The sequence below is a fragment of the Amycolatopsis sp. DSM 110486 genome, assembly GCF_019468465.1.
GTDB lineage: Bacteria > Actinomycetota > Actinomycetes > Mycobacteriales > Pseudonocardiaceae > Amycolatopsis.
The window spans coordinates 8,779,272-8,804,956 of record NZ_CP080519.1; the positions used below are offsets into that span (position 1 = coordinate 8,779,272).

Here is a 25,685-nt window from a genome sequence, read left to right on the forward strand (position 1 = left end):
TCAGAGTGACCTAATCGTCTGGGCTGGGTTGTGCTGAGTGCTCTACGCTGCCCGGGTGCGTGTTGCCGATATGCTCGAAGATCCCGAGCGCCGCATCGACATCCGCGTCGAAGGCCCGCCCGGCGCCCTGGCGAGGCCGATCACGTGGTGCGCGCCGACGGAGTCGATCGACCCGTCGCCGTTCCTCACCCCGGGCGCGCTGATGCTGACGTCCGGGATGGCCTTGAACGTCACGGACGTCCGGATCTGGGACGCCTACGTGGAACGGCTCGCGAACGTGCCCATCGCGGCGCTTGCGTTCGGGCTCGGGCCGGCGCACGCGGCGCTGCCGGAAGGGCTCGTGGTCGCGTGCGAGAACCGCGGGGTGCCACTGCTGGTGATCCCGGACCAGGTGCCGTTCGTGCTCGTCCAGCGCGACGTGCAGGACCGCCTTTCGGCCGAGCGCTACGAAGCCCTGCGCCGTGGTTCGGAGCTGGCCGACGACTGCACGCGCATCGCGGCGGATCAGGGCACGATGCAGGACGTGTTGCACCGCATCAGCGAGGTCGTCGGCGCTCGGGTGTCCATTCAGGACTCGACCGGCGCGACATTACTCGCGGCGGGTGGCGAGGGCGCGCTCGCGGCGCGTACGGAGTTCACGCTGCCGGGCAGCAACCGCGACCGCTTCCGGCTGGTCGTCGAGGAAACCGATGCGCAGACCACGATCCGGACGCTGCTCGCGCCCGTCGCCGCCGTCGTGTCGATGCAGCTCAGCACCACACTCGGTTCCGCGGGCGTCGCGCACTCGCGCAACGCGGGCCGGCTGACCGAAGCCGTCTACGGCAACGATGCCGTGCCGACGGCCGATCTGATCGCGCTGGCCCGCGACGCCGAGCTGGAGCCGTACCAGCGCACGGGCGTTGTCGTGCTGCAAGCCGAAGCGGGGATGTCCACGACGTACCTGCGGTCGGTGTCGTGGCGTGCCCGCGTGATCCTGGCGGGGGAGTTCTCGGCGATGCGGTTCGTCGAGGAGCCGGACCTCTCGACGATCCTGCTGCAGAGCGAGTCGCTGGAGCCCGCCCAGTTGCTGTCGGCGGCGCGCGCGGCGCTCGGGCAGGCGCGGTCGGTGTCTGCGGTGGTCGCGACCGCGGAGAACGCCGCGGAACTCGGCCTCGTGCTGCGGATGTGCCGGCGCGCGCTGGGTCCGTCCGGCGTGCGCGCCGCGCCGCAGCTGGACTTCGACGCGGTGGTCGACACGCTGCGCCACCCCGGCGCGATCAGCCTGGCCCAGCGGCTCGTCGCGCCGCTCGCGCGATCGGAGGAGCTGCTGACCACGCTCGAGGCGTACCTGCGCCACAGCGGCGCGACACCGGCGATCTGCGCCGAGCTGTTCATCCACCGCAACACGCTCGCGTACCGGCTGAAGCGGATCCGGGAGCTGCTCGTGCTCGACCTGCAGGACGGGCACGTCCGTGCGACGCTGTTGATGGCCCTGCGGCTGGCGTGAGCTTGTGCTGAGTGCACAGCCGCGCTTGTCCGGTTTAGGCACTCAGCTGCGCGCGGCCACTTCCCGCGCGGCTTCGATGAACGCGTGGCAGACCGGGTCGGTCTCGTCGGCGTGCCACGCCAGCGCGGCGCGACTCGGCGGAAGCCCGGTGAGGGACACGTACGCGACGCCGGACCGCGGGAAGTGGCTCGGCGCCGCCGCGGTGGTCAAGGTGCCCGCCCTGGCAGCTCTTCGTCCACGTCCCCGACCTCCACGAGTGCGGCGCCGGGTGGTCCTCGCGCAGGTCGCCACCAGAACTCGGCCCACACCGGGTCGGCGGTGCGTCGATCGCGAGGGGTTCGTCGAGCAGTCCCGTGACGTCCACGCTCTCGCGGTCGGCCGGCGGGTGACCGGCCGCGCGCTGCTCGGTGCGGAGTACGAGCCGCCGCAGCTTGTCCGACCGGAACGGCGGCCCCACGAACGCCAGCGGCACCGCCCGCTCGGGCAACCCCGACTGCAAGACGACAACGTCAGGCTGCTGCTGGTGTTCGCACCGTCGATGGCGCTGTCCCTCGGCTGGGAAGCGCCGCTGAGCGCCTCCGTCTTCGCTGCGGCCGCCGCCCTGCTGATGGCAGTCTCGCCCAAGGCTCCGTCCGCTTCTACGACGACGACCACCTGGCGTTCACGCACACCGTTGCGAACCTAGGGCACGACTCGCTCGTCGAGGTGAACTCCACCGACGTCTTGCGCCGCGGCTGCCGATTTCCCGGTCGCGGTGCAGGCAGGCGCTCGGATGGCGGCGTCACGGACCCGGCTGCACCGGCGGGGTGAACGTCGGCGGAGTGGCCGCTGGATTGGGCAACGGCGTCGGCGTCGTCACCGGTTCGTCGGACGGGCCGGTGTCTTTGGTCTTCGTGCCGTTCTGCGGAACGATGCCCGGGCCTGTCACCTGTCCCTGCGGCCGCGCGTTGAGCGGCTGCTGGTAGACGCGATCCCGGACCCGATCCGACGGCGCCTCGTCGCTCGCGGGCGCCTGGGCCACCGCGTGCGACTTGGTCACCGGCGCGGCGGCGACGTGGACGGCGGGCGCGGCGCTCGACGAACTCGCGCCGGGCTGCACCGCCGGCACCACCGGACTCGGCACCACGACCGGCGGCGTCGGCTTCGCCACCACAACGGGCGCGACCGGCTGCGGCGCCACCGATCCGCCGCTGAATCCCATTACCACCGCGACAACCGCTCCACCCGCCACGGCCGCGACCCCCGCGATGACCGGCTCTCTTCGACGCATGATCGGGAATCAAACAGGCCGACTCAGTGCTGGGTCAACGGTTGTGCGCAACCGTGACCACGCCCCGTCCGCTATGCCCCGATTTCGACCGCTAGGCCTGCGGCAGCGCCGCTCCGAAGATCAGGCGGCGGCACAACGGCGAAATTCCAGGCCTGTCGGAAGGCGCTGACCGTCAGCCAGGCCAGCCGGGCGTTGACGGGAAACAGCTGCCGCACCGAGGTGAGAGTGTCGAACGACGCGTCGCCTTCGGTTTTCCCTCGTTCGAGGTCGGCCGGGGAGAAGTCGGGCCCGAACACCTCCAGCACGGTGCCCAGGAAGTAGAGGTGACCGAGCGTTTCCACTTGCGGCCGATGCAACGGCGCGGTGTCGGCTGTCGCGACGGTCGTGATCGGAGGGTGCGCCGCGGCGTGCACCAGTGCCGACTGGTCGGCGATCGCGTGTGCGTCGATGTGGCGAACGAGGTCGCTCACGAGGACGTCGTCGTACGTCCGGCGGGCCACCACCGTGCGCAGGGCTCCGCGCTTGTCGCGCACCTCCTCGTCGAGCAGTCGGCGCGCGATGTCCGCGAGCGAGCCCGAAGCGGTGACCATCTGGCGCGCCACGCGGACGAGTTCTCGGGGCAGGCCGACGAACAGGTAGTGGCACAGGCACCCGAACGCGTCGGGGAGCTGCAGCACGCGGCCTTGCAGTACTCGCCGCGAGTCCGGCAGTTTCAAGTACTCCAGCCGGAAGATAGTTGTCAGGTTCAATCGAGCCGAATCCGGTATTCACGGGGCGGAACGCGTTGTAGCGACGCGGCGTGTGTTCCAACGGGTGATCGGCGATGCCGTTGATCTGCGCCCGGTCGAGCAGGCGGGATGTGCGGGGTAGAGGCCCCGAGGGGGGCGCGCAGGGCAGCGGGTGCGCGCCCACCGGCTCTATTCGGCCCAGGCGCGCTCCAGCAGTGTGCGAAAGGTGGCGGGCTGTCGGCCGATCAGTTCGGCCAGAGTCGCGTTGACGGCGGCGAACTCGTCGTTCCGTGCCGCTGCGAAGATGCTCAGCATGAGGTCGGCGATCGGGGCGGGGGCGCCGTGGGCCAAGGCCTGCTCACGAAAGGCGTCGTCGGGGACGACGGTGCGGGTGAAGGCTCGTCCGGTCGCCTGGGCCGCGATCTCGGCGCTGGCGTCGAAATCGAGCGCAGCCGGGCCGGTGAGCGGTGGGGTGGGCCCCTCGAAGCGGCCATCGTCGGTGAGGATCGCTGCCGTGGCCTCGGCGAGGTCGTCGTGGCCGGTCCAGGCGACGGGGCCGTCGGCGGGGAGGGCGACGTCGCCGGTGTGGCGGGCAGACTCCAGGAACTGCAGGGCGCTGGCCGCGTAGAAGCCGTTTCGCAGCGCGGTCCAGGGCAGGCCGGTGGCGTGCAACAGGTCCTCGGTTTCGGCGTGGTCGCGACATGCCTGGAAGAGAGATTTGTGGGCGGCGCCCATCTGGCTGGTGTAGACGATGCGGCCGACGCCGGCCTGCACGGCGGCGTCGATGGCGGTGCGGTGGCCGGTGACGCACTCCTCGCCTGTGCGGTCGAGGGACACGAGGAGCAGTTGCTCGGCGCCCTCAAAGGCGTGCGCGAGGGACGCGGGGTCGTCGAAGCTGCCCTGCCGGACGCGGACGCCACGGTCGGCGAGATCTTGGGCCTTGAGGGGGTCGCGGACGCTGACGCCGACCCGCTCGGCGGGAACGCGCTTCAGGAGGTGTTCGACGGTCAGACGGCCGAGCTTTCCGTTGGCTCCGGTGACGATGATCATGGGTTCTCCCAATGCTGTTTCCAGTGGAATCACTGTAACAGTAACATCGAAACTAACAGTGGAAGCAAGTATCCGATATCATCGATTCATGACTGCCCGAGACGCCACCGACAGCCCTCGCCATCGCATCGTTGGGGCGGCCATCGAGCTGCTGGAGAGTGGCGGGCCGGACGCGGTGAGTACCCGCGCAGTCGCTGCCGCGGCCGGGATGCAGCCACCGGCGATCTACCGCCACTTCGGCGACAAGGAGGGGCTGTTGGAAGCAGTCGCCGAGCAGGGCTACGCGCAGTTCCTGGAGAGCAAGCGCGTACCGCTCGACCCTGCGCCAGAGGACCCGGTGGAGGAGCTGCGTCGCGGCTGGGACATGGTGGTGGAGTTCGGAGTCTCGCGCCCCGAGTTGTTCGCCGTGATGAACAGGGCCACTGGCCGCATGTCGGACGTGGCGCACCGTGCTGGCCTCGAGATCCTCCGTGACCGGGTGCGCAGACTGGCGGCCGGGGGATGGCTCCGGGTTGACGAGGACCTGGCCGCTCAGATCATCCAGGCCACCGGCCAAGGCGCGGTCATCACCTGGAACTCGACTCCAGCAGAGCGCCGCAATCCGACATTGCTGACCGTGCTCCGCGAGTCCATGGTCGCGGCCGTCACCCGCGCCGAACCGACGATCTCCGCCGGTGAGCCCGGCCCCGCCCCGGCGGCTCGCGCGCTGCGCGCCGCCCTTCCCGACGACGCCGACGTCCTGAGTGACGCCGAGCAGCGTCTGCTGCTCGAGTGGCTTGCCCGTCTAGCGGTGGACCGCAGCGCGCCGCAGGCGTGAGCTCGCCTCCGTCGCTCTTGAAGGTGGCCGCCTGCGGCCGCGCGAGCAGCTGGTCACAGCGAGCGCCGACGGAGGGGCTTCACCGCCGGCATGCTCGCGATCGTTGGTTCGGCGGCGTCGATCTACAGCTCGGGGCGGTGCTCGACGAGCTATGCGGCGATCTGGTGGAGCTTCATGTTGGTCTGCGACGTCTCGACGAGAAGGCGGAAAGCCTCGGTGGCTCCGATGTCGTGGCGCTGCGTCAGGATGCCCTTGGCCATGCCGATGACGTCGCGGTTTTCGAGGGTTGCGTGCAGATTGGCCTCGGTGTGCGCGCCGGCCGGCGCGATCGCGGCGTGCGTGGCGAACACACGCCCGTCCTCCTGCGTCGAATGCGTCGATCTGCGAGGAGTAGAGGTTAAGCGCCGTGCTGGGCGATCGCGTCCAGACACGGACCCTGGCCTGTGCGGTGCTGGAACCCGTCGACCATGGCCGCGATCTCTGCGGTGGCGGCCACGGGCGAACCCTGCCACCCTCCACGAGGAAGATCCCGGCGTTCTCGGTGCCGGTCACATGCTCCACAGCGGCATCCACGATGGCCCTGAGCGTCGCATCGACACACGAGAGGTCTGGGTCCAAGCCGTCGACCTCGACAACGGCGGCAGCTTCAACGACTTCCCGCCCGAACTGCTCGATGCACTCCTCGATGACGTCCTCGCGGGCTGGGATCGCCGGTGGAAGGCCGGCGAGTCCATCGCCGGCTTCGTGCTCGTCCCGTCCGACCGGACGAGAACGTTCACCGTCGGGCCGCAGGAGGCGCCGCTCATCACCCTCCAGGGAACCGCGGCCCAACTGGCAGCGTGGGCGATGGGGCGGCCGCACCGCAGCGTATCGACGATCGAGCGGGGGAACGTGCCGCTTCCACGGACGTGGATCTGAGCTGCCTGTGAGCTAAACGGAGTTCGGCAAGGCTCGTCCCGTTTGCCGGTGGTCGGCCTCGGCCGACGTGTGTCCGAGCTTCGCGGCCCACACCCGTGCCTAGCGCTTGGGCACTGGCGCGGTGGTGTTGGGTAGAGGTTGCAGGAGATCGCCGACCTCGTTGACTCGATCCAGCACGTCATCAGCGGTGAACACGAGCTGGTGGGCCTGACGGCAAGCGGAAACTTCGTCCCACGTGATCGGAGTTGAGACAGTCGGCTGGTCGCGACCTCGCAGCGAGTATGCGGTGATCGTGGTTTTGGTAGGGCTATTTTGGCTCCAGTCAATGAAAACCTTTCCGTTTCGCTGAGCTTTGGCCATCACGGCGGTGACGGTCTCAGGTGTCTCCTCAACGAGTTGCTGCGCCAGCTCTTTCGCATATGCGGCCGGAGCGACTGCGTGATCGGTAAAGATTCCGCAGTACAGCTGCATTCCCTTCGAGCCTGACGTTTTGGCGAAGGGGGTGAGTCCGTCCGCGGTCAGGATGGCGCGCAGTCGCTCGGCGACCCGGCAGCATTCGACGATGGTGGTGCCGGGTCCGGGGTCGAGGTCGAACACGAGCCGGTCCGGCAGTTGCCGTTGTCCGTCGGCATCGACGGTCCATTGTGGAGTGTGGAGTTCCAGGGCGGCCATGGTGGCTGCCCACACCAGGCCCGGCAGATCGTCGATCAGCGGGTAGCTGATCGTGCCGGGGCCGCGGCCGCTGCGCGAACCGGTGCTCGGCAGCTGGACAGTGTGCAGCCATGATGGAGCCCCGCGGGGGAGGTTCTTCTCGAACCAGCTTTCGCCCTCGACGCCGTCGGGGTAGCGGATGAAGGTGACCGGACGTCCGGCAAGCTGCGGGAGCAATAGCGGTGCGATCCGGGCGTAGTAGTTGATCACCTCGCCTTTGGTGAAGCCGTCGTGCGGGTAGAGGACCTTGTCCAAGTTGGACAGCTTGAGCCGCCGATCGCCCACTTGTACCAGCTGCTCGGTGGCGGAAGGGGACGGTGCCGGCGATGGCTCGTCGTGGTGGCTCGGTCTGGGCGCGAGGACGTCGGCGGGCTTCTTGTCCTGGCGCAGGCCGCGCCAGGCGGTGTGGCGCACACGGCCGCCGCGGGTGAACTGGCGGTAGACGATCTCGCCGACCAGGCGGGGTTCGACCCACCGGGCACGCGTGGTGTCCTCCCGCGGTGGTGTCGCGGCGAACGGGTGGGTGCGGCGTTCGAGGGGCTGCAACTGGGCCATGAGGTCGGTGCGGGCGGCTTGGGAGAAGCCGGTGCCGACGTCGCCGAGGTAGACGAGGTCGCCGGTGTCGGGGTCGTGGGCGCCGAGTAGCAGGCCGCCGAGGGTGCCGGAGAAGCTGCGTTGGCCGGGGCGCCAGCCGCAGATGATGACTTCCTGGGTCTGGATGAATGGGTGCTTGAGCCACGAGTCCGGACGGCGCCCAGGGATGTAGGTGGAGTTGCGCAGCTTCGCGACGAGGCCTTCGTAGCCGGCGTGCGCGGCGTCGGCGAGGAAGTGGGCGGGGGTGCGGTGGTCGGCGTCGAGCTCGTCGAACGTGACCGCGGGCACGACAGCGACCCGGCGTCGGTCGGGCATCGGCAAGCCGGTCAGGAGCCGGCGGCGTTCGTCATAGGGCTCGGTCAATAGACTGCGCCCGTCGAGGTGGAGCAGGTCGAAGGCGAGGAACCGGACGGGCAGGTCGTCGAACGGTTCGTCGTGGCGGAGGGATCCGGCGTGTTTGGTGTAGCGGCCGCGGCGTTCCTGCATGAGCTCGAAGTCGATCCGGCCGTCCTCGTCGTAGACGACCACCTCGCCGTCCAGTACGGCGGAGCGTCCGTCCAAGGCGGAGCCGAGCACGGTCGCGAGGTCGGCGAACTCGGCGGTGAAGTCGATGTTGTTGCGGCTGGTCAGCACGGTGGTGCTATCCGGCGCGATCCGCATCGCCGCGCGGTAGCCGTCCAGCTTGTACTCGTAGGTCCATTCCGGACCGCTGCGGAGCCGGCCACCATCCGTTTTGGCCAGCATCGGCTCGACCCAGGCCGGGACGCGAGACCGATCGCGAGCAGCCATGCCGACCCTCCATCCGCACGCAGCGATCTCCTGACGGTAACCCGTTCGACCCGGCTTTACTGTGTTTGTGCTGGTCAACGGCTGGGTTGGCGAAGGCTGGCCAAGAAGAAGGCGGCGCTCCTCGCGGAACTCGCCGACGTGCTGTGACTCCCGCGCGGCTTGCCGTGGCCGGACGAGCCGCGCGGGGGGATCTGGTGACAGGATGAGGCGGTGGACGTGCGCAGCAGGAACCACGTGACCGTGACCGGCCGGGACGACGGGCCCACGGTGCTGCTTGCGCACGGGTTCGGGTGTGACCAGAACCTCTGGCGCCTGGTGGTGCCGGCTCTGGCGGAGCGGTTCCGGGTGGTCTTGTTCGACTACGTCGGTTCCGGCGGGTCGGATCTCTCGGCGTGGTCGGAGCCGCGCTATTCCCGGCTGGAGGGGTACGCGCAGGACGTGCTGGACGTCTGCGCGGAGCTGGAGCTGCGGGACGTGGCGCTGGTCGGGCACTCGGTGAGCGCGATGGTCGCGGTGCTGGCCGCCAACCGCGAGCCGGCGCGGTTCGCGAAGCTGGTGCTGCTGACGCCGTCGCCGTGTTATCTCGACGACGGTGACTACCGCGGCGGGTTCAGCCGCGCCGACATCGACGAGCTGCTCGACTCGCTGGACGCGAACTACCTCGGCTGGTCGGGCGCGATGGCGCCGGTGATCATGGGCAACCCGGAGCGACCGGAGCTCGGGGAAGAGCTCAAGGACAGCTTCTGCCGCACCGACCCGGCGATCGCGCGGGTCTTCGCGCAGGCCACGTTCCTGTCCGACAATCGCGCGGACCTGCCGAAGGTCGCCGTGCCCACGGCGGTTCTGCAGTGCACCCAGGACGCCATCGCGCCGCCCGAGGTCGGGCGCTACGTCCAAGAACACATCGAGGGCAGCGTGCTGGTGACCCTCGACGCCACGGGGCACTGCCCGCAGCTGAGCGCGCCCGAGGCGACCGCCGCCGCGATCACGGCCTTCGTCGGTGAAGCCGGTTGATGATGTGCGAGACCGGCGACGTCGCCGGTGGGGCAGAGGGGGAGCACGTCGGCGGTGTGAGCGCGTCGTTCTCCGCCCTGCTGGAGGACAGTGCCGAGGACCTCTACGAGCACGCGCCGTGCGGCTACCTGTCGACGCTGATGGACGGCACGATCGCCAAGATCAACACCACGCTGCTGGGCTGGCTGGGCTACCGGCGCGAGGAGCTGGTGGGGCGGCGCCGGTTCGCCGACCTGCTGACCGTCGGTGGGCGGCTGTACCACGAGACGCACTTCGCGCCGCTGCTGAGCATGCACGGCGAGGTCGGCGGGATCGCCCTGGAACTCAAGGGCGCCGACGGGACCCGGTTGCCGGTGTTGGTCACCTCGGTGGTGAAATTCGGCTCCGACGGGCAAGCCCAGCTCATCCGCACGACCGTGTTCGACGCGAGCGACCGCCGCGCCTACGAGCAGGAGCTGCTGCGGGCCCGCCAGCAGGCCGAGCGCGAACGTGACCGCGTGCAGCGCCTGGCCACGACGTTGCAGCGCACCCTGCTGCCGCCGGTGCTGCCGGTCGTGCCGGGCCTCGACGTCGCCGCGTACTACCACCCCGCGTCGGCCGATGAGGTCGGCGGCGACTTCTACGACCTGTTCCCGCTGACCGGCGGCACCTGGGGATTTTTCCTGGGTGATGTGTCCGGCAAAGGCGCCGAGGCCGCCGCAGTGACCTCGCTGGCCCGCTACACCCTGCGCGCGGCAGCGGTCTACGACCCGGATCCCGTCACGGTGCTGGGCAACCTCAACACCGTGCTCAACCACGAGTACCACGGCACCGACCCGCGGTACTGCACCGTCATCCACGGACTGCTCGTGCCCGACGCCGGCGGCGCGACCGTCATCCTCGCCGGGGGCGGGCACCCGCCCGCACTGCTGATCCGCCACGACGGCGCCGCCGAGCTGCTCGACACGCCCGGTGGTCAGCTGGTCGGCGCGCTGCCCGACGCGCGGTTCGCCGCCGTCGAGCGCCACCTCGGGCCCGGGGACACCCTCCTGCTCTACTCCGACGGCCTGACCGAAGCCCGCACCCGCGCTCGCGTCCGCTATAGCGAGGAGCAGCTGCGCGACTTTGCCGCGACCCTCGCCCCGGCCACCGCGACGACGGTGGTGGCCGCGATCACCGACCTGCTCGCCGGGTTCGCCGACGGCGTTGACGACGACACCGCCCTACTCGCCCTGAGCATCCCGCGCACCGGAGACGAGGAGCCGTGACCATCGAGTTCGCCGTCACCACCCGCGACACCGCGTCGGGCCCCGTGCTCGAGCTCAGCGGAGAGCTCGACGCCGCCACCGCTCCCGACGCCCTCGAAGCCGTCCGGCTCCTCGCCCCGTCGGCCGCTCAGCAACTGCTCATCGACCTGAGCGGCCTGCAGTTCTGCGATTCCAGCGGGATCTCGGTGCTGATCGCGGCTCGCAATGTGGCTGTCGCTGCGGGCGCGGAGATCGCGTTGGCCGCGGTGCCCGGCTACCTCGCCCGCACGCTCGGAATGATCGGGCTGGCCGAGCTTTTCACGACCTATCCCACCACCGAGGACGCTCGGAAGGCGTGGGCCACAAGCGCTTCCGGCCAGTGACCGAGCAGTGGCCGCTTCCCCGGTCGTCGGCCACGCCCGTCGTGGCTGTGCGCGCTGCCGCCGGCCGGACGAGGATCAGGAGATGCAGGCATCAGATTCGAACCCAGGACAAGACCCCGCCTCACTCGCGGGCGCGACGAACATCAGCCTGGGCCGCTCCGGTCCCGCCGTGGTGCTGACCGCACAGGGCGAATTCGACACGGTGACCACCCCGCAGCTGCGGACCACGATCCGCCAAGCGGTCGACGACGCACCCGAGGTGCTGGTGATCGACCTCACCGCCGTGGAGTTCTTCGGCTCGGGCGCGATCGCAGCCTTGGTCGACGCGCACCTGAGAGCCGCGGACCAGACCAGCCTGCGCATCGCCGTCGAGCCCTACCTCGACCGCATGCTGAAACTGGTCGGCCTCGACCAGCAGCTCGCGACGTACTCGTCGCTGGAGGCCGCCCTGGCTGCCCGAGGAAGGTGACAATCCGGCGCTTGAGCACGCCGTGCGCGGGTATCCCGACCCATGACCTGCAGGCCAACCCTCGACCAGGAAAACGCGAGGTGGCACTCATGGCTCCGGCCGATAATCTCGGCGCGACCGTAACCCCCGAGCTCAGGATGACGTCGCCCGCCCGAACCGGCGACGTCACCAAGCTGCGGCACAAGCTCACCGCCTGGATCGCGGCGCACCACCCGCCGACCGACCTGGTCGGCGACATCGCGCTGGCCGCCTACGAGGCGCTGATCAACTCCGCCGAGCATGCCTACCCCGCCGGTGCGGCCGGCGACGTTCGGCTGCACGCCCAGCACCAGGCAGGCCTGATTCGCGTCACAGTCACCGACTTCGGCCTCTGGAAGCGCCCGCCGGCCGTGTCCGATCCGTTGCACGGCCGTGGTTTGACCCTCATCCGGGTCCTGACCGACGACGCCACCATCGTCTCCACCGACGCGGGCACCACCGTGACCATGACTTGGCACCTGCCCGCCGACGGCAGGTAGGTCGCGCAGGCCACCGGTGGTGGTCTGCACGGTAACGAGCCCGGTGTGGCCTGTGGGCAAGCATGCCGGGCTCGTCGTCCGGAGGGGCCGCGTGGGACCTCGGGGTCAGTTCTTGTTGGTGCCCGGGGTGTGGACCTTGTCGAGAGCTCTATCTCGACGACGCCACGCCGGCGGAATGGCGTGCGGTGATCACCGACGACTTCGGATAGCGGATCCAGATGAGCGTCGAACAGCTGGACGTGCTGGTCGCCGACGTCAAGTCCGGTGCCCTGGACGCCGTCCTCGCCGGTTGACCGAAGCCGTGGGGTCGGACCGTTTCGTGGTCCGGTCCTACCGATTCAGCATCGATGTTCGAAGTAGGCGCAGGCTTTTCGACACGACCAGCGCCGACGACAGCGACATGGCCGCACCCGCGATCACCGGGTTGAGCAAGCCGAGCGCGGCCAGCGGCAGTGCCGCGATGTTGTAGCCGAACGCCCACAGCCGGTTTCCGCGGGATGACCCGCAGCGTGCCGGTGGAGAGCCGCATGGCATCCGGGATCACGCGCAGGTCCTCGCGCGCGATGTCGGCCGAGCGCAGCGCGATGTCATTGCCGTCCCGGCGGAGCCGGAAACCCACCGCCTGCCTCAGCGTCCCTGGCCGCCGGATGCTTCGATGATCTGTCCAGTGACCCACGCGACCGAGTCATCCAGCAGCGCTGCGATCACCTTGCCGAGGTCAGCGGACTCACCGATGCGCCCGAACGGCACACCAGCGGCCACCTGCGGGACGAGCTCCGGCATACGCTCGAAGATGTCGTCCACGATCCGAGTGCGGGTCGATCCCGGCGCCACCGCGTTGACGCGGATCTTCCGCGGCGCGAGCTCCTTCGCCCAGCAGCGCGTCAGCGCGTGCATCGCGCCCTTCTGGCTGGCGTAGCTGGAGTACCCGGCCTCGATGCCGGTCACCAGCGCGGAGGTGCTGCCAGTGTTCACGATCGCGCCACCATTCTCGATCAGAGGCAGCAGTCGCTGGGTGAGGAAGTACGGGCCGCGGAAGAGCACCCGATGGAAGTTGTCGAACATCTCCTCGGTGACGTCTTCGAACGGCACGCCCCCGCCGATGCCGGCGTTGCTGACCAGGTACTGAAATTGCCGCGTGCCCCACTTGGCCTGCAATATGTCCTCGAAGGCCTGCCGGAAGGCCGGGAAAGAACTCGTGTCGGCGACGTCGAGCGGCAACTCTCCGGCGCTGCCGCCATCGGCCTCGATCTCCGCCACCGTCTCCTTGGCCTCGCCCTCGTGGCGGTGATAAGTGATGACCACTCCGATGCCGCGCCGGGCGGCTTCGATCGCTGCGGCCTGGCCGATGCCCGCGCTGCCGCCTGTAATCAGAGCGACCTGCATATTCTGCTCTCACTTTCTAGAAGTCGATTTAGGCTTCACTAGTAAAGTGGCCGCAGCTGGCCCTTCTTAGATCATTCATGTCGTCCGATTGCACAATACTCGCAAGGTCGGCAGCCAGGGACTCTTGCTGGGCCCGGGGCGCAGCCCACCCGAACCCGCGTCGCCGGTGGCCGGGGTGACGCGACAGAGTTTCGTCCTTCCAAGAGCTGTCTGCGATGGTGACCGTAAACGAAGCTATGGGCCCGGGCGAACCCTGCTGTCGAACTCTGCTCGTGCTTTGTCGATCGTTACGATGTTCTCCAGGCTCCAGCGGACGACAGGCCGTGTCGCTATGAGGAGAGTTCGCCCCATGTCCGTGAGTTCGTAGGTGACGTTCGGTGGCATCACGGCGCAGACCGTGCGCGTGAGGATCCCGTCGCGCTCGAGTTCGCGCAACGTTGTGGTGAGCATCTTCTGGCTGATGCCAGCGATGGTGCGTTTCAGCTCACTGAACCTCTTGGGGCCTGAGCCGAGGGTGTCGACGACCCCGAGTGACCATTTGTTGGCTACGAGGTCGAGGATTTCGCGTGCGCGACAATTCCGCCCGGCGGCGAGCTCGAGGGACGGTTCGGTTGGGTGCGAATCCGAGGTGCTGCCGGCCATGGTTACCTCCGGGAAACCCGGTCACGGGAAGGTGCCTGATTGACCCGGGTCACCGGGTAATTGCAAGGTACCAGTGATCGGGTACTGGTTGCCCGGATGGCGGAAGGGGCTCTGGGTGAAGTTCGAATTGGGTGTGTACAGCTTCGGTGTCGCGGGGCGTGATTCGGAAGGCCGCGACGTGACCACGGCGCAGGCGGTACGCAACGTGCTCGAGCAGATCCGACTTGCCGAAGACGTCGGCCTCGACTTCTTCGGTGTCGGCGAACACCACCACGAGCAGGTCCCGGTGTCCTCGCCGATCTCGGTGCTGAGCGCCGCCTCCGCGGTGACGTCGTCGATCACTTTGTCGACAGCGGTGAGCGTGCTGTCCACTGACGACCCCATCCGGCTCTACCAGCAGGCAGCTACCGCGGCGATCGTGAGTGGAGACCGGGTTGAACTTGTCGTCGGCCGTGGCTCATCGACCGACTCGTTTCCCTTGTTCGGCTATGATTTGGACGATTACGATCGGCTCTACGCCGACAAGCTCGGCCTTCTCATGGCGGTCAATGAACAGGAGCGAGTCAGTTGGCACAGTCCGCTCCGGCCACCGCTGGAGAACGCGCTCGTCGTGCCCCGGCCTGACAAGCCCCTGAAGATTTGGCTCGGAAGTGGCGGTAGCCCCGGTTCGTCGATCCGGGCGGGAATTGCGGGGCTTCCCATTTCCTACGGCATCCTCAGCGGCACGCCCGAGTATTGGGGCGAAGTGGGCGAACTGTACCGTCGGAGCGCGCGAGAGAATGGTGTCGATCCGTCACGCCTGGAGATCTCTGTGGCCAGTCATGGGTTCGTCGGCCGAGGTGGCCTCGCGACGAAAAAGCACTTCCACCAGCACGAGGTCGCATCGTTCGCCCTCGCCGGCAGGGCACTTCCCACGCGGTGGGAGCAGGTCGAGGCGAACTACGCACCCGGCGGCATGGTGTTCGCCGGCGAGCCCAGCGAAATCGCCGAACGCATCATCGACTTGCACCGGCACCTCGGCCACAAGCGGCAGTTCCTCCAGATGGACATCGGTGGTATGCCTCATCGCGACGTGCTCAGTTCCATTGAGCTACTCGGCACCGACGTCGCGCCGCTGGTGCGCGCCGAGCTCAACGCGGACAACTGAGCGCGGCTCCATGCGTTTGTCCGGCGGAAACTGCGACTTTGCACGTGTTCCCACCACTTCTCTTCCACCGGGTGCGGCCGTGTCCTGGGCCATGACCGATTGGCTTGGTGCCGCTCGCGGCCTATTTCTTCAGAATGAAACTCAAGATCCCGATGATCAGCGTGACGAAGATGGCCGCCAGGCCGATCATCGTCGAGCGCCATGCGTGGCTTGCCTGAGTCCGGTGCTTTCGGTAGTCCTCGTTGCTCGAGGGGTGTATTGCGGCGTAGGACTTGGGGAGTCGCTCGAGCGACCAGGTGCCGGCTACTACGAAGAAGAGTGCCACTCCGCCGCCGAGAAGCCAGCCGGAGAGACCCAGGTCAGGGACAATTCTCAGAGGTGTGACCACCGCCAGCACCGCTGCGAGCAGGTAGGGCCACGCTGCCGCCCGGTAGCGGGCAGCCGGCCGGCGACCAGGTCTTTCTTTCGTCTGCCGTGCTCGTGCCCACCGGGTGTAGACGGCTTCGCTCAGGTGTCGCGGTCCGATCGCAACGGCTTGGGTCGTGCTGAGGATGACTTCGACCTCCGCTGTTTTCGCGACGATGCGGCGAAGCTCCGTATCCGACAGCTTCGGCAGGTCAGCAGGTTCCTCGAACGAGCCGCCGTTGAACTCGAACTCGGTGCGAGTCGCCCCGCGGGCAAGACCCTCGTCGAGAAGCTCGCGGAGCGCTTGAAGGTCGTCGATCGTGACATGCACACGGCCCAGTTGTCGCCTGTGCCGGGCGAGGTCTTGCTGCTGATCGATGCGCCCGCGTCGCTTGACCGTCATCAGTGAACCTTATCGAGCGGAATAAATGATCTTTGAGTCGCGCAAGAAGGTCGGGCATCAGCTGACTGCCGCGGCGAGAGCCATCTTCGGCCGGGGCGAAGCCGAGTGCGACGGCCTGATGAAGATCGTCAGCGGCGCCGGTGCCGACCTAATCCTGGGACGAGTGTTGCCGGGTGCGGATTCGACGGGTCTGGTCAACTTGGTGACACCCGCGGCACGACCACGGGCGAATTGCGAGTGCTCGAAGGCAGCGCGCATCTGATTGAGAGCGGACTTCTGGTCGCCGAAACGTCGTCGAGTACGGCGTGCAGTCGACGGAGACACGATGCACCGAACTGCCCGCGGTCCGTGGCTACGCCACCGAACTGGGCGCCCCGTCGTGCGCGATCGAGCGCGCCTGCTGACCTCGCCGACGCCGCGCCGCGTCGCCGCCGATGGCGACATCGCCGCGGCCCGGCTCCTCGAAGCCGATCATGTCTTCCGCCTCGCCGGCAGCGACGACCCTGCCCTGCAAATCCTGCTTGATCACACCACACCCGCCGTGACACCGGTCGGCACCCGCGGCAGGTTCCAAGCCTGCGCCCGCGCCCGCGGCGAAGCCGACGGCGCCGCCATCCACCTGCGCCACCGCGACGGCGACTACAACGCCCCTTCGCCCGCGCCCGGAATCGTCGCTCAGTCGATAAGCGCAATGTAGACGGGCGAGCCGAGCAACACCGGCACGCCGTCGAGCGTGCCGTGCAGGAGGCGCTTCGCCACGAACTCGACGTTCTGGGCCGGCCCGGTGAGCCGGTCGACCGCTTGGCGGACGGTCGTCAGCGCGGCCCGGTCGGCCCGGTCGAGGGGGTCGGCACTCGGCTGCTCGGCGGCCTCCACCAGGAGTTCGTCCTCCAGATCGGAGGCCAGCCCGTCGAGCATCGGCGGCAGGTGCGAGTACGCGGGGCCGGGGTCGACGTTCGGCACGGCCCCAAAGATGTGCCGGCCGGAGCCGCCGAGCGCCACCACGGTGTCGTCCAGCCGTCCGCCGGCGAAGACCATCGAGTCGGCACCGGGAAAACGCCCCCACTGCACGGGCAGTAGCCCCCAGAAGAACTGCCCTGGCTCGTCGACGGACCCGATGTCGCCGTGCTCCTCAAGGTGCCGCAGCACCCGCTCAAGCCGTCCGACCCGGTCGTTCCCGCCGTGCTCGGCGGTCTTCTTCAGGGACAGCACCGACAGCTTCACGCCGACCTCGGACTTGCGTTTCGCGGCGAATCCGGGGTCGATCTGCGGGAGCAGCATGTCGACCTTGCAGTCGCTGATGTAGAGATAGTAGTAGAACGACACGGACGCAATGATATGAGGAGTTCTGTGGCGGCGGGGGCGATTTGGCACGTCGGCGATGAGGTGGAGGGCCTCTACCGCGTGACCGCGGTGCACTCACACGGCGGCATGGGCTTGGTCTACCGGGTCCGGCACCTGGGCTGGGATCTGGACCTCGCGGTCAAGAGCCCACGGGCGGTGCTGTTCCGTCACCAAGCCGGCCGAGACCAATTCGTGGCCGAGGCCCAGACGTGGATCTCCCTCGGCCTGCACCCGCACCTGTGCAGCTGCTACTACGTGCGCACGATCGACGGGATGCCGCGGATCTTTGCGGAGTACGCCCCCGACGGCAGCGTGCGTGACCTGCTCGACAGCGGCCGGCCTTGGGCCCCCGGCTTCAGGCTCGACCTGGCGATCCAGATGGCGTGGGGCCTCGACCACGCGCACCGGCTCGGCGTCGTGCACCAGGATGTGAAGCCTGCGAATGTGCTGCTCGGCGCGGACGGCGTGGCCAAGGTGACCGACTTCGGCCTGTCGAAGTCCCGGGCGATCCTGGCCGTCGAGTCACGCGCTGGTGAGGTCACGGACGCCAGCGTGGCGGTGACCGCCGGCGGATACACACCGGCGTACGCGTCGCCGGAGCAGGTGGCGGGTCGCCCGCTCGGCCGACGCACCGACGTGTGGAGCTACGCGGTCACGGTGCTGGAGACGTTCACCGGCGCGCCGACCTGGGGCGCCGGCCCGAACGCGCTGGCGGCGCTCGTCGAGCACCGGGCGGCCATGCCAGCGGGACTCGCGCGGCTGCTGGACCGGTGCCTGCGGCACGACCCGGCGGAACGCCCCGCCAGCATGACCGAGATCGCCGACGAGCTGTGCGACGTCTACGGGACGGAGGTCGGTCCGTACCCGAGGACCGCGCCGGCCGAGGCGGCGCTGCGTGCGGACGAGTTGAACAACCGCGCCCTGTCGCAGCTCGACCTTGGCGAGGAAGCCCAGGCCCGGGCGACGTTGACGGAGGCGTTGGCGGTCGATCCGAACCACCTGGAGGCCACGTTCAACTCGGTCACCCTGAGCTGGCGGCGGGCCGAGATCAGCGACGACGCGGCCGTGACGGCGATGGCCGTGTCCCGTGACGCGGCGCCGAGCCGTTGGGAGGGCGCCTATCTTCTCGGCCAGCTCCATCTGGAACGCGGGGACCTCGACGCGGCGCTCCCCTTGCTGCGGCAAGCCGCCGCGCACGACGACCCCGAGGTGACCACGACGCTCCAGCGCGCGGAGGCGGGCGAGCTTGCAGGGCCGTTCGAGGAGCACGTCCTGTCCGGCGAGGCCCAGCTGTCCCAAGAGGAACGCCGCGACCGGAGGATGACCGCCTGCGCGATCGGTGCCGACGGTCGGGTCGTCGCGACTGGTCGCTACGTCCGCCCGCCCGTTCAACAAACCCTCAAGACCTACCTGTTCGGCTACGACCGACCGCCGGACGAGTACACCCTGCGCATCTTCGCCCTGCCGGACGCGGAGGCCAGGGTCCTCGAAGCCGACAGCATCATCCACGAGTTCGACTTCAGCGCTGATGGGCGGCTCCTCGCCTCTGCCACGGAGAACGCCGTGCACGTGTTGGACGCCCGCAGTGGCCGTAGTGTGCTGCACTTCGCCGAGCGGCAGGGCCGTGTCGGCGCCCTGCGGTTCAGTCCGGACAACAAAATGCTGGCCGCCGGGTTCCGGTCGAACCGGCAGGTCATCGTGGTGCGAGACGTCGGCACGGGCGACCTCGTGCACCTGCTCGACGGGCATACCAGCGACGTCCGTGACCTCGAATTCGCCGCCGACGCACCCATTCTCGCGTCGGTGGAGGACCGCGCGCTGCGGTTGTGGAACCTGATCGACGGGCGGTGCCAACTGACGTTGCCCCACCCCGTCAACCTGAAGGCGGTCGCACTCAGCGGCGCCGCGCACGTGGTCGTCACCGGCGCGCAGGACGGACTGCATATCCGGGGTGTGCACACCGGCGAAACCCGCCGGCTGTTCGCCGGCGCGATCGAGGACGTCTGGCTGCACGACAAACTTGTCGCGGCCGTCGGCTCCGACGGCGAGATCCGGTTGTGGGACACCGTCGACGGGCGCTGCCTGCGGACCTTCGGAGGTCACCGCGACGAGGTCGCTACACAGCTGTCCCGCAACGAGGCGCTGCACATCCGGGTCAGCGTCGACACGACCGGGCGGCGTCTGCACTCGATCAGCAACAACGACACTGTCCGGTCCTGGGGGCTGCCCACGGGATACCAGGCGCCGCTTCGGGTCTGCCGCCCGAGAACCCACGCCCGGATGCGCGAACTCGACGACCGGCTGGCGAGCTTGCTCGAATCGACCGAGTCCGCCCTCGCCGACGGAGATGTCGGTCGGGCGCTGAGCGGCCTGACCCATGCCCGTGGCGTGGCGGGATACGAACGGGATGCCTCCGTGGTCGCCGCTTGGCGACGGCTTTCCCTTGCGACCGAGCGCGTCGGCCTGCGGACCGCTTGGCTCGCGCGGACCATCGTCCTCCCGGGCGAGGCGAATGCCTTCTGGCATCCACAGGTCGCGGTCTCCGGCGACGGACGGCGGGCGCTCACGACGACCCGCGAGCACACGATGGTCCTCTGGGACGTCGACACCGGCGACGTCGTCCGGACGTATGCGCTGGACGACGATCGGAACTACATCAGCGTGCTCGACATGACGGTCGATGCGGTCCACGCGGTCGCCGGCGACGCATATCGCCGGATCCACCTGTGGGACCTGCGGACCGGCGTCAGGGGCCCCGAGGTGGGCGAGGACGTGTCGAGCCAGATGTCGGTCGCGATCGACCGCACCGGCCGCAAGGCCCTGCTCGAACGAGGCGACGGTTTGCTGCGGTTATGGGATCTCGCGCGCGACCGCGAGCTGCGTACCTTCCGTTCGCCGAGCCGCACGGCGCACTTCACCGACGGACGGTCCAGGCGTGAGCCGGAACAGGTGAACGGGGTGGCGCTGAGCCCAGACGGCCAGGTAGTCGTGTCGGCGATGCAGTACTCGGGACTCACCAGCTGGCGGGGCAACTGGTGGCGCCGGCGGGACTTCAACGGCTACGCCGACCGCGTCGACACGGTTCGGGTCAGCGCCGATGGTCGGCACGCCCTCTCCGGCGGCTGGGACGCCTCGCTTCGGCACTGGGATCTGGCGACCGGGCGATGTCTCCGTCTCATGAAGGGGCACACACATCCCGTGATCGGCGTCGACCTCACCGCCGACGGGCGATTCGCGTTCTCCGCGGGCATGGACGAGACCGTCCGGATTTGGGACGTCACCACCGGTTCGTGCGTCCAAGTGCTAGAAGCGATCAGCCGCCTGAAGGTCGTGCGCGTCAGCGAGGACGGCTCGCGCGCGGTGTCCTTCGGCCACGACGGGACGCTCCGCGTCTGGGAACTGGACTGGGAGTTGGCCGCGCGGGAGCCGGCGGACTGGGACGACCGCGCGCAGCCCTATCTCGACCAGCACCACGCCGACGAGAGCTTCGACGAGCTGCTGACGCGGTTGCAGCGAGCCGGTCTGGGCTGGCTGCGGCCGGACGGCGTGCGGCAGCGGCTGAACCAGTCATAGGGCGACACCGCGCGACGGCGACCAAACCGGCCAGCAACTCGGCCAGATCGTGGGCCTGCGCCGGCTCGGCCACCGCGCGAACTGTGTATCAGCGCCAGCGTGATCCTCGATTTTACTCTTGAACACCAGGTGGCTGCGATCTCGAGGCGGGTTTCGGGTCCGGCTCCGGATCCTGCCTCGGACCGTTCTGTGTCTCCTATTCGTGGGGGCCTTCAGACGACGGCTTCGTCAACGCGCTCGGCCTCACTTTTATCCCGCAGCGGGTGGATTTCCCCGGCAACCCACGTTTGAGCGGCGGTGGCCGTGCCACCCGTTGCACGACGCAGTGGCCCCCGTTCGTGCCCTCGCCGCACATAGGACCCGAAACCTACCCACCACGCATCGTGCCCCCTGTCGTCAGCTTGCAGCCGGGGCACGACGCCCAGCTGTACGGCGCCTTACCTTCTAGGTCTGACACCACCCAACCCCCGGCAGGTGCGTGCGCGATCTGCTCAGACGACCGGCAGTGGGTACCGAGCTCAGGCCAGACGTGGACGAAGCTGGCCGCTGACGGGCACGAGTTGGTGCACCAGGAACTCGAGCCCGGCATCCACCGGCTCAACCGGGAACCGACGTTCGGTATCGGCCAATGGGCGCATCTGGTACAGACCGCGCAGGGCAACCTGCTGTGGGACCCGCCGAACCACCTCGACCAGTCGCTGGCCGGCAAGGTCGACGAACTCGGCGGAGCAGCGATGATCGTGGCCAGCCATCCACATATGTACGGCTCGCAGGTCAGCTGGAGTCACCGGCTCGGGCACATCCCCGTGTTGGTGCACTCCGCCGATCGGCAGTGGGTGCAGCGGGAGGACCCGGTGATCCGGGAGTGGTCCGGCACCGAGCGGATCCTGCCCGGGGTGACCCTCATCGAGGCGGGCGGGCACTTCCCCGGTGCGTCGGTGGCCCACGTCGCCAGCGGCTCCGACGGCAACGGCACCCTGCTTGCCGGAGACACCATCGTGCCGGTCGCCGCCGCTGGCTGGGTGACGTTCATGCGCAGCTACCCGAACAAGATCCCGCTCTCCGCAGGGCTGGTGCGGCGGATCGTGGACCGGCTTGAACCCTACGAGTTCGACCGCCTCTACGGACTGCTGGGCGCCACGGTGCTCGGCGACGCCAAGGGCGCGGTACGCCGTTCCGCGCAGCGCTACATCGCCTGGGTAAGCGGAGCGAACGACCACCTGGGCTAACGCGATCAACACCCGCACCTCGCCGCGGCGGCCTTGCCCATAAGCAGTCTTCACCGGTAGCCGGGACCTTCCGTGGTGCTAGCGCGGATGCTCAAGCGGTGCTCATCCGCACGCGGAAATGCTCGAATCGACGCGGAAACTACACATCTGTTCGCCCGAATCGCTGGAGATCCAAGGCTGCGGCAAGCGACTGCTCGGTGAGGGCCTGGAGGGCTCGGCCTGACATGACGAAGGCGGGTCGTGTCCGCGAAAGGCGCGGACATGACCCGCCCGAGACATACCGGGTAGTGGATTCGAACCACTGTTGGTGTGCCTTATTGTCGATTGCGGAGCTTGTCGGCCACCAGGCTGATGACCAGCCTCACCCGAAGTGGCGACTGGGCGGAGGCTTCGTGGTCGGACGAGGCTTGGCGTGCGGCGAGGGTCGGCCCGGTCAGGCCGGGGTGCGCAGGGATGCGATGGCTGCGGTGATTCCCTTCCTGTCGTAGCTGCTCGTGGGCATGGCGGCGCCGTGAGCGTGGCGGATGATGCCCTGGCGGTCGATGAGGATGCTGCCGGACTGCTGCATCGAACCGAAGACCTTCCTGCCCAGACCGATCATCTCGTGTGGGCTCTCGTGGCGGCCGGTGAGAACGGGGAAAGGGATCTGCTGTTTCGCCTTCCACGTGGTTGCCTTCTCCTGATCCTCCGGGACCGCGAGAAGGACACGGACGTTGTCGGCCGCCAGTTCGTCACCGCGGTTGACGAGATCTCGGACATGCCTGTTGCAGACCGGACACGACGTTGATCGCATGAAGAAGAGCAGTACCGCGTGCTTGCCCTGGTAGTCGGACAGGCGGACGGTCTGTCCCGTGGTGTCTTCCAGCACCATCCGTGGTGCAGATGATCCGGCTTTGAGCATGGTGAGATTCCCTTCGAACCGGGGTTTGTGAAAGGCGTCAGTTCGGGTCAGATGCTGGTGGGGTCGAGGGGACCTTGGGTGCCCTCGACCCCACCACGCAGGCTGAGACGGAGCGCGGTTCTGGCTCGATGCAGGTGGGACTTCATCGCCGGGGTGCTCAGCCCGAGCGCCTCGGCGACTGTTCGTCCTGGGTGACCCAGCACGTCACGCATGATCAGCACGCGGCGTTGGATGTCGGGCAACGCCCGGATCGCCTCTGCGACACGCTCGGCGTCCAGACGCTTGAGGACTTCGTCTTCGGCCGATGCCACTGGGCCGATGCCGGCCCCGTCGTGGTGGTCGAACACTCGCTGGGCGCGGCGCGCGCACTCTTGCCGGACGATCCGGAACATCCAGGAAGCAAGCGCCGCCGTGGCGCGCAAGGAACCGATCTTGCGATAGAGGATGATCAACGCTTCCTGCGCCGCGTCCTCGGCGTCCTGCGGAGATGCGCACAGATGTCCGGCGAAGCGCCGCACGTGCGGATGAGCCCCGTGCACCACTGCGGCCAGCGACTCCAGGTCACCACCCTGTGCGGCCTTGATGAGCTGCTCACTTGCCCAACCACGGTCAACCACGTCCACCCCCGCCGCCGCACGTAGCGAACCCATCGCACGTGTCCCTCCTGATGTAACCATCGCCCATAAGAGACCCCGGTACCGCGAAAGGATTCACCCCGTCCCCGAAATGACCCCTTCGGCTACGGAGAGGACAGAAGCGATCACCCTGGAGAACCGGCTTGACGCTCTTTCCGCAGTTCCTGATCAAAAGATCGGACACCTGTCATCTACACGCGGAGACTGTCATTCTTGCGCGGAAGCTACACATCGATCAGTGTGTCGGAGAAATCCCAGCTCGGTGATGGCGACGTCGAAGAAGTCGGAGAGTAGCTGGAGGAAGAAGCCCTTCGGCTTCTCGGTGTCGCCGCGTTCCCAGCGCCAGACGGACTTCTTCGTGAGGTTGGTTTCGCGGTGGTACTTCGTGGTGGCGAGGCGGTTGAGTTCTCCGGCGAGCTCGTGCTGCGACAGCCCCCTTTGCTCCCGGAGCGCGATCAAGACGATGTTGGGACGCCGCTCGCCTGCCATGCCTCGTACGTTACTGGAGCTGCAGGGCACTGCGGATCTTCAACGTCCACGGTCCGTCCACTCCTCGCGGCTCACCCCGACAACTGGGGGCGCAAACCATGCCAGGCACGGTGAACGGAGCTCCTTGATCAGGAACTACGAGAGTAACCGGGGATTGGGATAAGTCGGGCACGTCTGGTGTTGGGCGCATCCTAGGTCTGTCTTCACCGCGTCGTGCGCATGCTGCTTTCGGCCGGTGAGCAGAGTGGGCGGGGGTAATCGATGAAGCCCCCGGGCAGCCCGAATCCTGCTTACCATGGCGGACAAGGGCGCCGCGACGGGTCGCGGGTGTGAGGGAGGGTGGCATGTTCGGTCTCAGCCTGGAGCACCTGTTGGTCCTACTAGTCGCTGCGCTGTTCATCCTTGGCCCCGAACGGCTGCCCGAGACAGCCCGCTGGCTCGCCCGGACCATCCACAAGATCCGCGGTTTCGCCGCGGGGGCCCAAGACCAGCTCCGCGCTGAACTGGGCCCGGAGCTCCAGCAGCTGCGTAAACCGCTACAGGAGCTGCAAGCGCTGCGCACGTTTGACCCGAAGACCGCGCTCAGGGGCTACCTGCTCGACGACGTGTTCACCGAGCTACCGTCAGGGGCTGTCACCAACACCGCGCCCGCGACCCAGGCCACCACCATCAGATTGCCGCTGAAGCCGGGTGAACGGCCCCCGGGACGCCACCTGATATCGCACCCCAGACCCGAGGCGGCGCCGCTCGCTCGCGCTCTCCGTCCAGCACGCCACTGCGTGTGGCTCACCAGGCAACGAGCCGTTTTGCTGACGCGCGGGCGAACGATTGGCTCCATGTCGTCGGCTTTCTGGGCTGCATCGTCCTTGTGAGCACCCTGCCGTGGCCCTCAATCGTCGCGGGATTTCGGTTTCCGCAGTCCCGCCTCGCCGGCCGGTTCGTCGTGCTGGCTAGGAGGCGCTGGAGCCGCGAAGAGAGTGCGTGACGGCGGTGGTCACCGGTGGCCGCTGCGCGGTGCGGGTGCGGCGGAGAATTGACCTTGCCAGCTGGCTTGCGCGCCGGAGTCGCCGATGCGGTAGATGTCGTAGGCGGCGGCGCCGGCGATCAGGATCGCCGCGACCGCGATGACGGCGGTGACCGGCGTCGAGCGGGGAGCGAGGAAGGTCCGGCGGGGGACCGGCAGTCGCAGCACGCGCTTGGGGCCGTTGTCTTCCGGGTAGGTGCTTTCGCGGTGGCGCCACCAGATCACGAGGGCGAGCGCGGCGACGGCGATGGCCGCGTAGGCGGCGGTGTCGCCGAGTTCGGTGTGTGCGCGCACGAGTGGCGTGGTGGGCACGCGTCGCTCAAGCCATTCGCCGGCGTCGGTGGTGATCGGGACGAGGATCAGCACGAGGACGGCGAGCACTGCGTTGGGGCCGGCCAGCTTGCGCCGCGCGGCGGGCCACAGCGCGCAAAGGACGAGGAGCAGCGCGGCGAGGGGGAGCAGCACGACGATCGCGTGCACGAGCAGGACGTGAGCGGGCAGACCGTTGAGTGTGGTCATCGGTTCCTTCGAGCG

Annotated in this window: 28 protein-coding genes and 2 pseudogenes; 15 read left to right on the forward strand and 15 right to left on the reverse strand. The window is 68.5% G+C overall.

Going from position 1 to position 25,685, the window contains the following annotated elements; genetic code table 11:
- Window positions 1–55 precede the first annotated feature (55 nt).
- Window positions 56–1,486, forward strand: coding sequence for a PucR family transcriptional regulator (locus K1T34_RS42450; protein WP_220240284.1), 1,431 nt, complete (start codon window positions 56–58; stop codon window positions 1,484–1,486).
- Between the two features lie 42 nt (window positions 1,487–1,528).
- Here K1T34_RS42450 and K1T34_RS42455 read toward each other — a convergent pair whose 3' ends face one another.
- The gene (locus K1T34_RS42455) at window positions 1,529–1,696 is read right to left on the reverse strand and encodes a hypothetical protein (protein ID WP_220240285.1); all 168 of its coding nucleotides are present in this window, start codon (window positions 1,694–1,696) and stop codon (window positions 1,529–1,531) included.
- Between the two features lie 46 nt (window positions 1,697–1,742).
- Here K1T34_RS42455 and K1T34_RS42460 point away from each other — a divergent pair, with 46 nt between their 5' ends.
- Complete coding sequence (locus K1T34_RS42460) at window positions 1,743–2,171, forward strand: hypothetical protein (protein ID WP_220240286.1); 429 nt, start codon at window positions 1,743–1,745, stop codon at window positions 2,169–2,171.
- A gap of 96 nt (window positions 2,172–2,267) precedes the next feature.
- Here the strand turns inward: K1T34_RS42460 and K1T34_RS42465 are convergent, their stop codons facing one another.
- From K1T34_RS42465 to K1T34_RS42475, 3 genes are all read right to left on the reverse strand, one after another.
- Window positions 2,268–2,756, reverse strand: a complete 489-nt coding sequence (locus tag K1T34_RS42465) for a hypothetical protein (protein WP_220240287.1) — start codon at window positions 2,754–2,756, stop codon at window positions 2,268–2,270.
- 71 nt (window positions 2,757–2,827) lie between these two features.
- Window positions 2,828–3,505, reverse strand: coding sequence for a hypothetical protein (locus tag K1T34_RS42470; RefSeq protein ID WP_220240288.1), 678 nt, complete (start codon window positions 3,503–3,505; stop codon window positions 2,828–2,830).
- A 168-nt stretch (window positions 3,506–3,673) separates the two neighbouring features.
- Window positions 3,674–4,534 carry an SDR family oxidoreductase gene (locus K1T34_RS42475; RefSeq protein WP_220240289.1) on the reverse strand — a complete coding sequence of 287 codons (861 nt, stop codon included), beginning with the start codon at window positions 4,532–4,534 and terminating at the stop codon, window positions 3,674–3,676.
- An 88-nt stretch (window positions 4,535–4,622) separates the two neighbouring features.
- On the opposite strand from K1T34_RS42475, the gene K1T34_RS42480 reads away from it, so the two are divergent.
- A complete protein-coding gene (locus tag K1T34_RS42480) occupies window positions 4,623–5,351 on the forward strand; it encodes a TetR/AcrR family transcriptional regulator (protein WP_220240290.1) in 729 nt (242 codons plus the stop codon).
- A 149-nt stretch (window positions 5,352–5,500) separates the two neighbouring features.
- Here K1T34_RS42480 and K1T34_RS54055 read toward each other — a convergent pair whose 3' ends face one another.
- Complete coding sequence (locus K1T34_RS54055; protein ID WP_255637979.1) at window positions 5,501–5,701, reverse strand: ANTAR domain-containing protein; 201 nt, start codon at window positions 5,699–5,701, stop codon at window positions 5,501–5,503.
- Window positions 5,702–5,903: 202 nt separating this feature from the next.
- Here K1T34_RS54055 and K1T34_RS42490 point away from each other — a divergent pair, with 202 nt between their 5' ends.
- A complete protein-coding gene (locus tag K1T34_RS42490; RefSeq protein WP_220247887.1) occupies window positions 5,904–6,269 on the forward strand; it encodes a hypothetical protein in 366 nt (121 codons plus the stop codon).
- A gap of 99 nt (window positions 6,270–6,368) precedes the next feature.
- Here K1T34_RS42490 and ligD read toward each other — a convergent pair whose 3' ends face one another.
- Complete coding sequence (gene ligD, locus K1T34_RS42495; RefSeq protein WP_220240291.1) at window positions 6,369–8,363, reverse strand: DNA ligase D; 1,995 nt, start codon at window positions 8,361–8,363, stop codon at window positions 6,369–6,371.
- Window positions 8,364–8,573: 210 nt separating this feature from the next.
- Between ligD and K1T34_RS42500 the strand changes: the two genes are divergently transcribed.
- The 5 genes from K1T34_RS42500 (at window position 8,574) to K1T34_RS42520 (ending at window position 11,973) form a co-directional block, all read left to right on the forward strand.
- Window positions 8,574–9,377, forward strand: a complete 804-nt coding sequence (locus K1T34_RS42500; protein WP_220240292.1) for an alpha/beta fold hydrolase — start codon at window positions 8,574–8,576, stop codon at window positions 9,375–9,377.
- Entirely contained in the window at window positions 9,377–10,624 is a 1,248-nt protein-coding gene (locus K1T34_RS42505) for a SpoIIE family protein phosphatase (protein WP_255637980.1), read from the forward strand. The genes K1T34_RS42500 and K1T34_RS42505 overlap by 1 nt, the downstream gene beginning before the upstream one ends.
- A complete protein-coding gene (locus K1T34_RS42510) occupies window positions 10,621–10,986 on the forward strand; it encodes an STAS domain-containing protein (protein ID WP_220240293.1) in 366 nt (121 codons plus the stop codon). Before K1T34_RS42505 ends, K1T34_RS42510 begins: the two co-directional genes overlap by 4 nt.
- Window positions 10,987–11,068: 82 nt before the next feature.
- Window positions 11,069–11,455 carry an STAS domain-containing protein gene (locus tag K1T34_RS42515; protein WP_220240294.1) on the forward strand — a complete coding sequence of 129 codons (387 nt, stop codon included), beginning with the start codon at window positions 11,069–11,071 and terminating at the stop codon, window positions 11,453–11,455.
- Window positions 11,456–11,466: 11 nt separating this feature from the next.
- Window positions 11,467–11,973 (forward strand): ATP-binding protein, encoded by a 507-nt coding sequence (locus K1T34_RS42520; RefSeq protein WP_255637981.1) that lies wholly within the window; start codon window positions 11,467–11,469, stop codon window positions 11,971–11,973.
- A gap of 330 nt (window positions 11,974–12,303) precedes the next feature.
- Here the strand turns inward: K1T34_RS42520 and K1T34_RS54060 are convergent.
- The 3 genes and pseudogenes from K1T34_RS54060 to K1T34_RS42535 all read right to left on the reverse strand — a co-directional run.
- Window positions 12,304–12,568 (reverse strand): annotated as a pseudogene (locus K1T34_RS54060) (cation-transporting P-type ATPase); the annotation flags it as partial.
- Between the two features lie 32 nt (window positions 12,569–12,600).
- Window positions 12,601–13,359, reverse strand: a complete 759-nt coding sequence (locus tag K1T34_RS42530; RefSeq protein ID WP_220240296.1) for an SDR family NAD(P)-dependent oxidoreductase — start codon at window positions 13,357–13,359, stop codon at window positions 12,601–12,603.
- 234 nt (window positions 13,360–13,593) lie between these two features.
- Entirely contained in the window at window positions 13,594–14,001 is a 408-nt protein-coding gene (locus tag K1T34_RS42535; protein ID WP_220240297.1) for a helix-turn-helix domain-containing protein, read from the reverse strand.
- Between the two features lie 115 nt (window positions 14,002–14,116).
- On the opposite strand from K1T34_RS42535, the gene K1T34_RS42540 reads away from it, so the two are divergent.
- A complete protein-coding gene (locus K1T34_RS42540; protein ID WP_220240298.1) occupies window positions 14,117–15,148 on the forward strand; it encodes an LLM class flavin-dependent oxidoreductase in 1,032 nt (343 codons plus the stop codon).
- Between the two features lie 121 nt (window positions 15,149–15,269).
- Here K1T34_RS42540 and K1T34_RS42545 read toward each other — a convergent pair whose 3' ends face one another.
- Window positions 15,270–15,956 (reverse strand): hypothetical protein, encoded by a 687-nt coding sequence (locus K1T34_RS42545; protein ID WP_220240299.1) that lies wholly within the window; start codon window positions 15,954–15,956, stop codon window positions 15,270–15,272.
- Window positions 15,957–15,981: 25 nt separating this feature from the next.
- On the opposite strand from K1T34_RS42545, the gene K1T34_RS42550 reads away from it, so the two are divergent.
- Window positions 15,982–16,218 (forward strand): hypothetical protein, encoded by a 237-nt coding sequence (locus K1T34_RS42550; protein WP_220240300.1) that lies wholly within the window; start codon window positions 15,982–15,984, stop codon window positions 16,216–16,218.
- 117 nt (window positions 16,219–16,335) lie between these two features.
- Window positions 16,336–16,653, forward strand: coding sequence for a hypothetical protein (locus K1T34_RS42555; protein ID WP_220240301.1), 318 nt, complete (start codon window positions 16,336–16,338; stop codon window positions 16,651–16,653).
- On the opposite strand, the gene K1T34_RS42560 is transcribed toward K1T34_RS42555, so the two are convergent.
- Window positions 16,632–17,237: an SAVMC3_10250 family protein gene (locus K1T34_RS42560; protein ID WP_255638840.1), complete on the reverse strand. Its 606-nt coding sequence runs from the start codon at window positions 17,235–17,237 to the stop codon at window positions 16,632–16,634. The two genes, K1T34_RS42555 and K1T34_RS42560, sit on opposite strands and share 22 nt — an antisense overlap.
- Before the next feature lie 150 nt (window positions 17,238–17,387).
- Between K1T34_RS42560 and K1T34_RS42565 the strand changes: the two genes are divergently transcribed.
- Complete coding sequence (locus K1T34_RS42565) at window positions 17,388–20,873, forward strand: WD40 repeat domain-containing serine/threonine protein kinase (RefSeq protein WP_255638841.1); 3,486 nt, start codon at window positions 17,388–17,390, stop codon at window positions 20,871–20,873.
- A gap of 425 nt (window positions 20,874–21,298) precedes the next feature.
- On the forward strand, window positions 21,299–22,102 hold the full coding sequence (locus K1T34_RS42570) for a hydrolase (RefSeq protein ID WP_220247687.1): 804 nt from the start codon (window positions 21,299–21,301) through the stop codon (window positions 22,100–22,102).
- A 433-nt stretch (window positions 22,103–22,535) separates the two neighbouring features.
- Here K1T34_RS42570 and K1T34_RS42575 read toward each other — a convergent pair whose 3' ends face one another.
- The 3 genes from K1T34_RS42575 to K1T34_RS42585 all read right to left on the reverse strand — a co-directional run bounded on the left by K1T34_RS42575 (window position 22,536) and on the right by K1T34_RS42585 (window position 24,127).
- Window positions 22,536–23,003, reverse strand: coding sequence for a peroxiredoxin (locus K1T34_RS42575; protein WP_220240304.1), 468 nt, complete (start codon window positions 23,001–23,003; stop codon window positions 22,536–22,538).
- Between the two features lie 47 nt (window positions 23,004–23,050).
- Window positions 23,051–23,653 carry an RNA polymerase sigma factor gene (locus tag K1T34_RS42580; protein ID WP_220240305.1) on the reverse strand — a complete coding sequence of 201 codons (603 nt, stop codon included), beginning with the start codon at window positions 23,651–23,653 and terminating at the stop codon, window positions 23,051–23,053.
- Window positions 23,654–23,845: 192 nt separating this feature from the next.
- Window positions 23,846–24,127, reverse strand: a complete 282-nt coding sequence (locus K1T34_RS42585; protein WP_220240306.1) for a helix-turn-helix transcriptional regulator — start codon at window positions 24,125–24,127, stop codon at window positions 23,846–23,848.
- A 344-nt stretch (window positions 24,128–24,471) separates the two neighbouring features.
- Here K1T34_RS42585 and K1T34_RS54065 point away from each other — a divergent pair.
- Window positions 24,472–24,831, forward strand: a pseudogene (locus K1T34_RS54065) (twin-arginine translocase TatA/TatE family subunit); the annotation flags it as partial.
- Between the two features lie 290 nt (window positions 24,832–25,121).
- Here the strand turns inward: K1T34_RS54065 and K1T34_RS42595 are convergent.
- Window positions 25,122–25,670, reverse strand: a complete 549-nt coding sequence (locus K1T34_RS42595; protein WP_220240308.1) for a DUF2231 domain-containing protein — start codon at window positions 25,668–25,670, stop codon at window positions 25,122–25,124.
- Window positions 25,671–25,685: the final 15 nt, after the last annotated feature.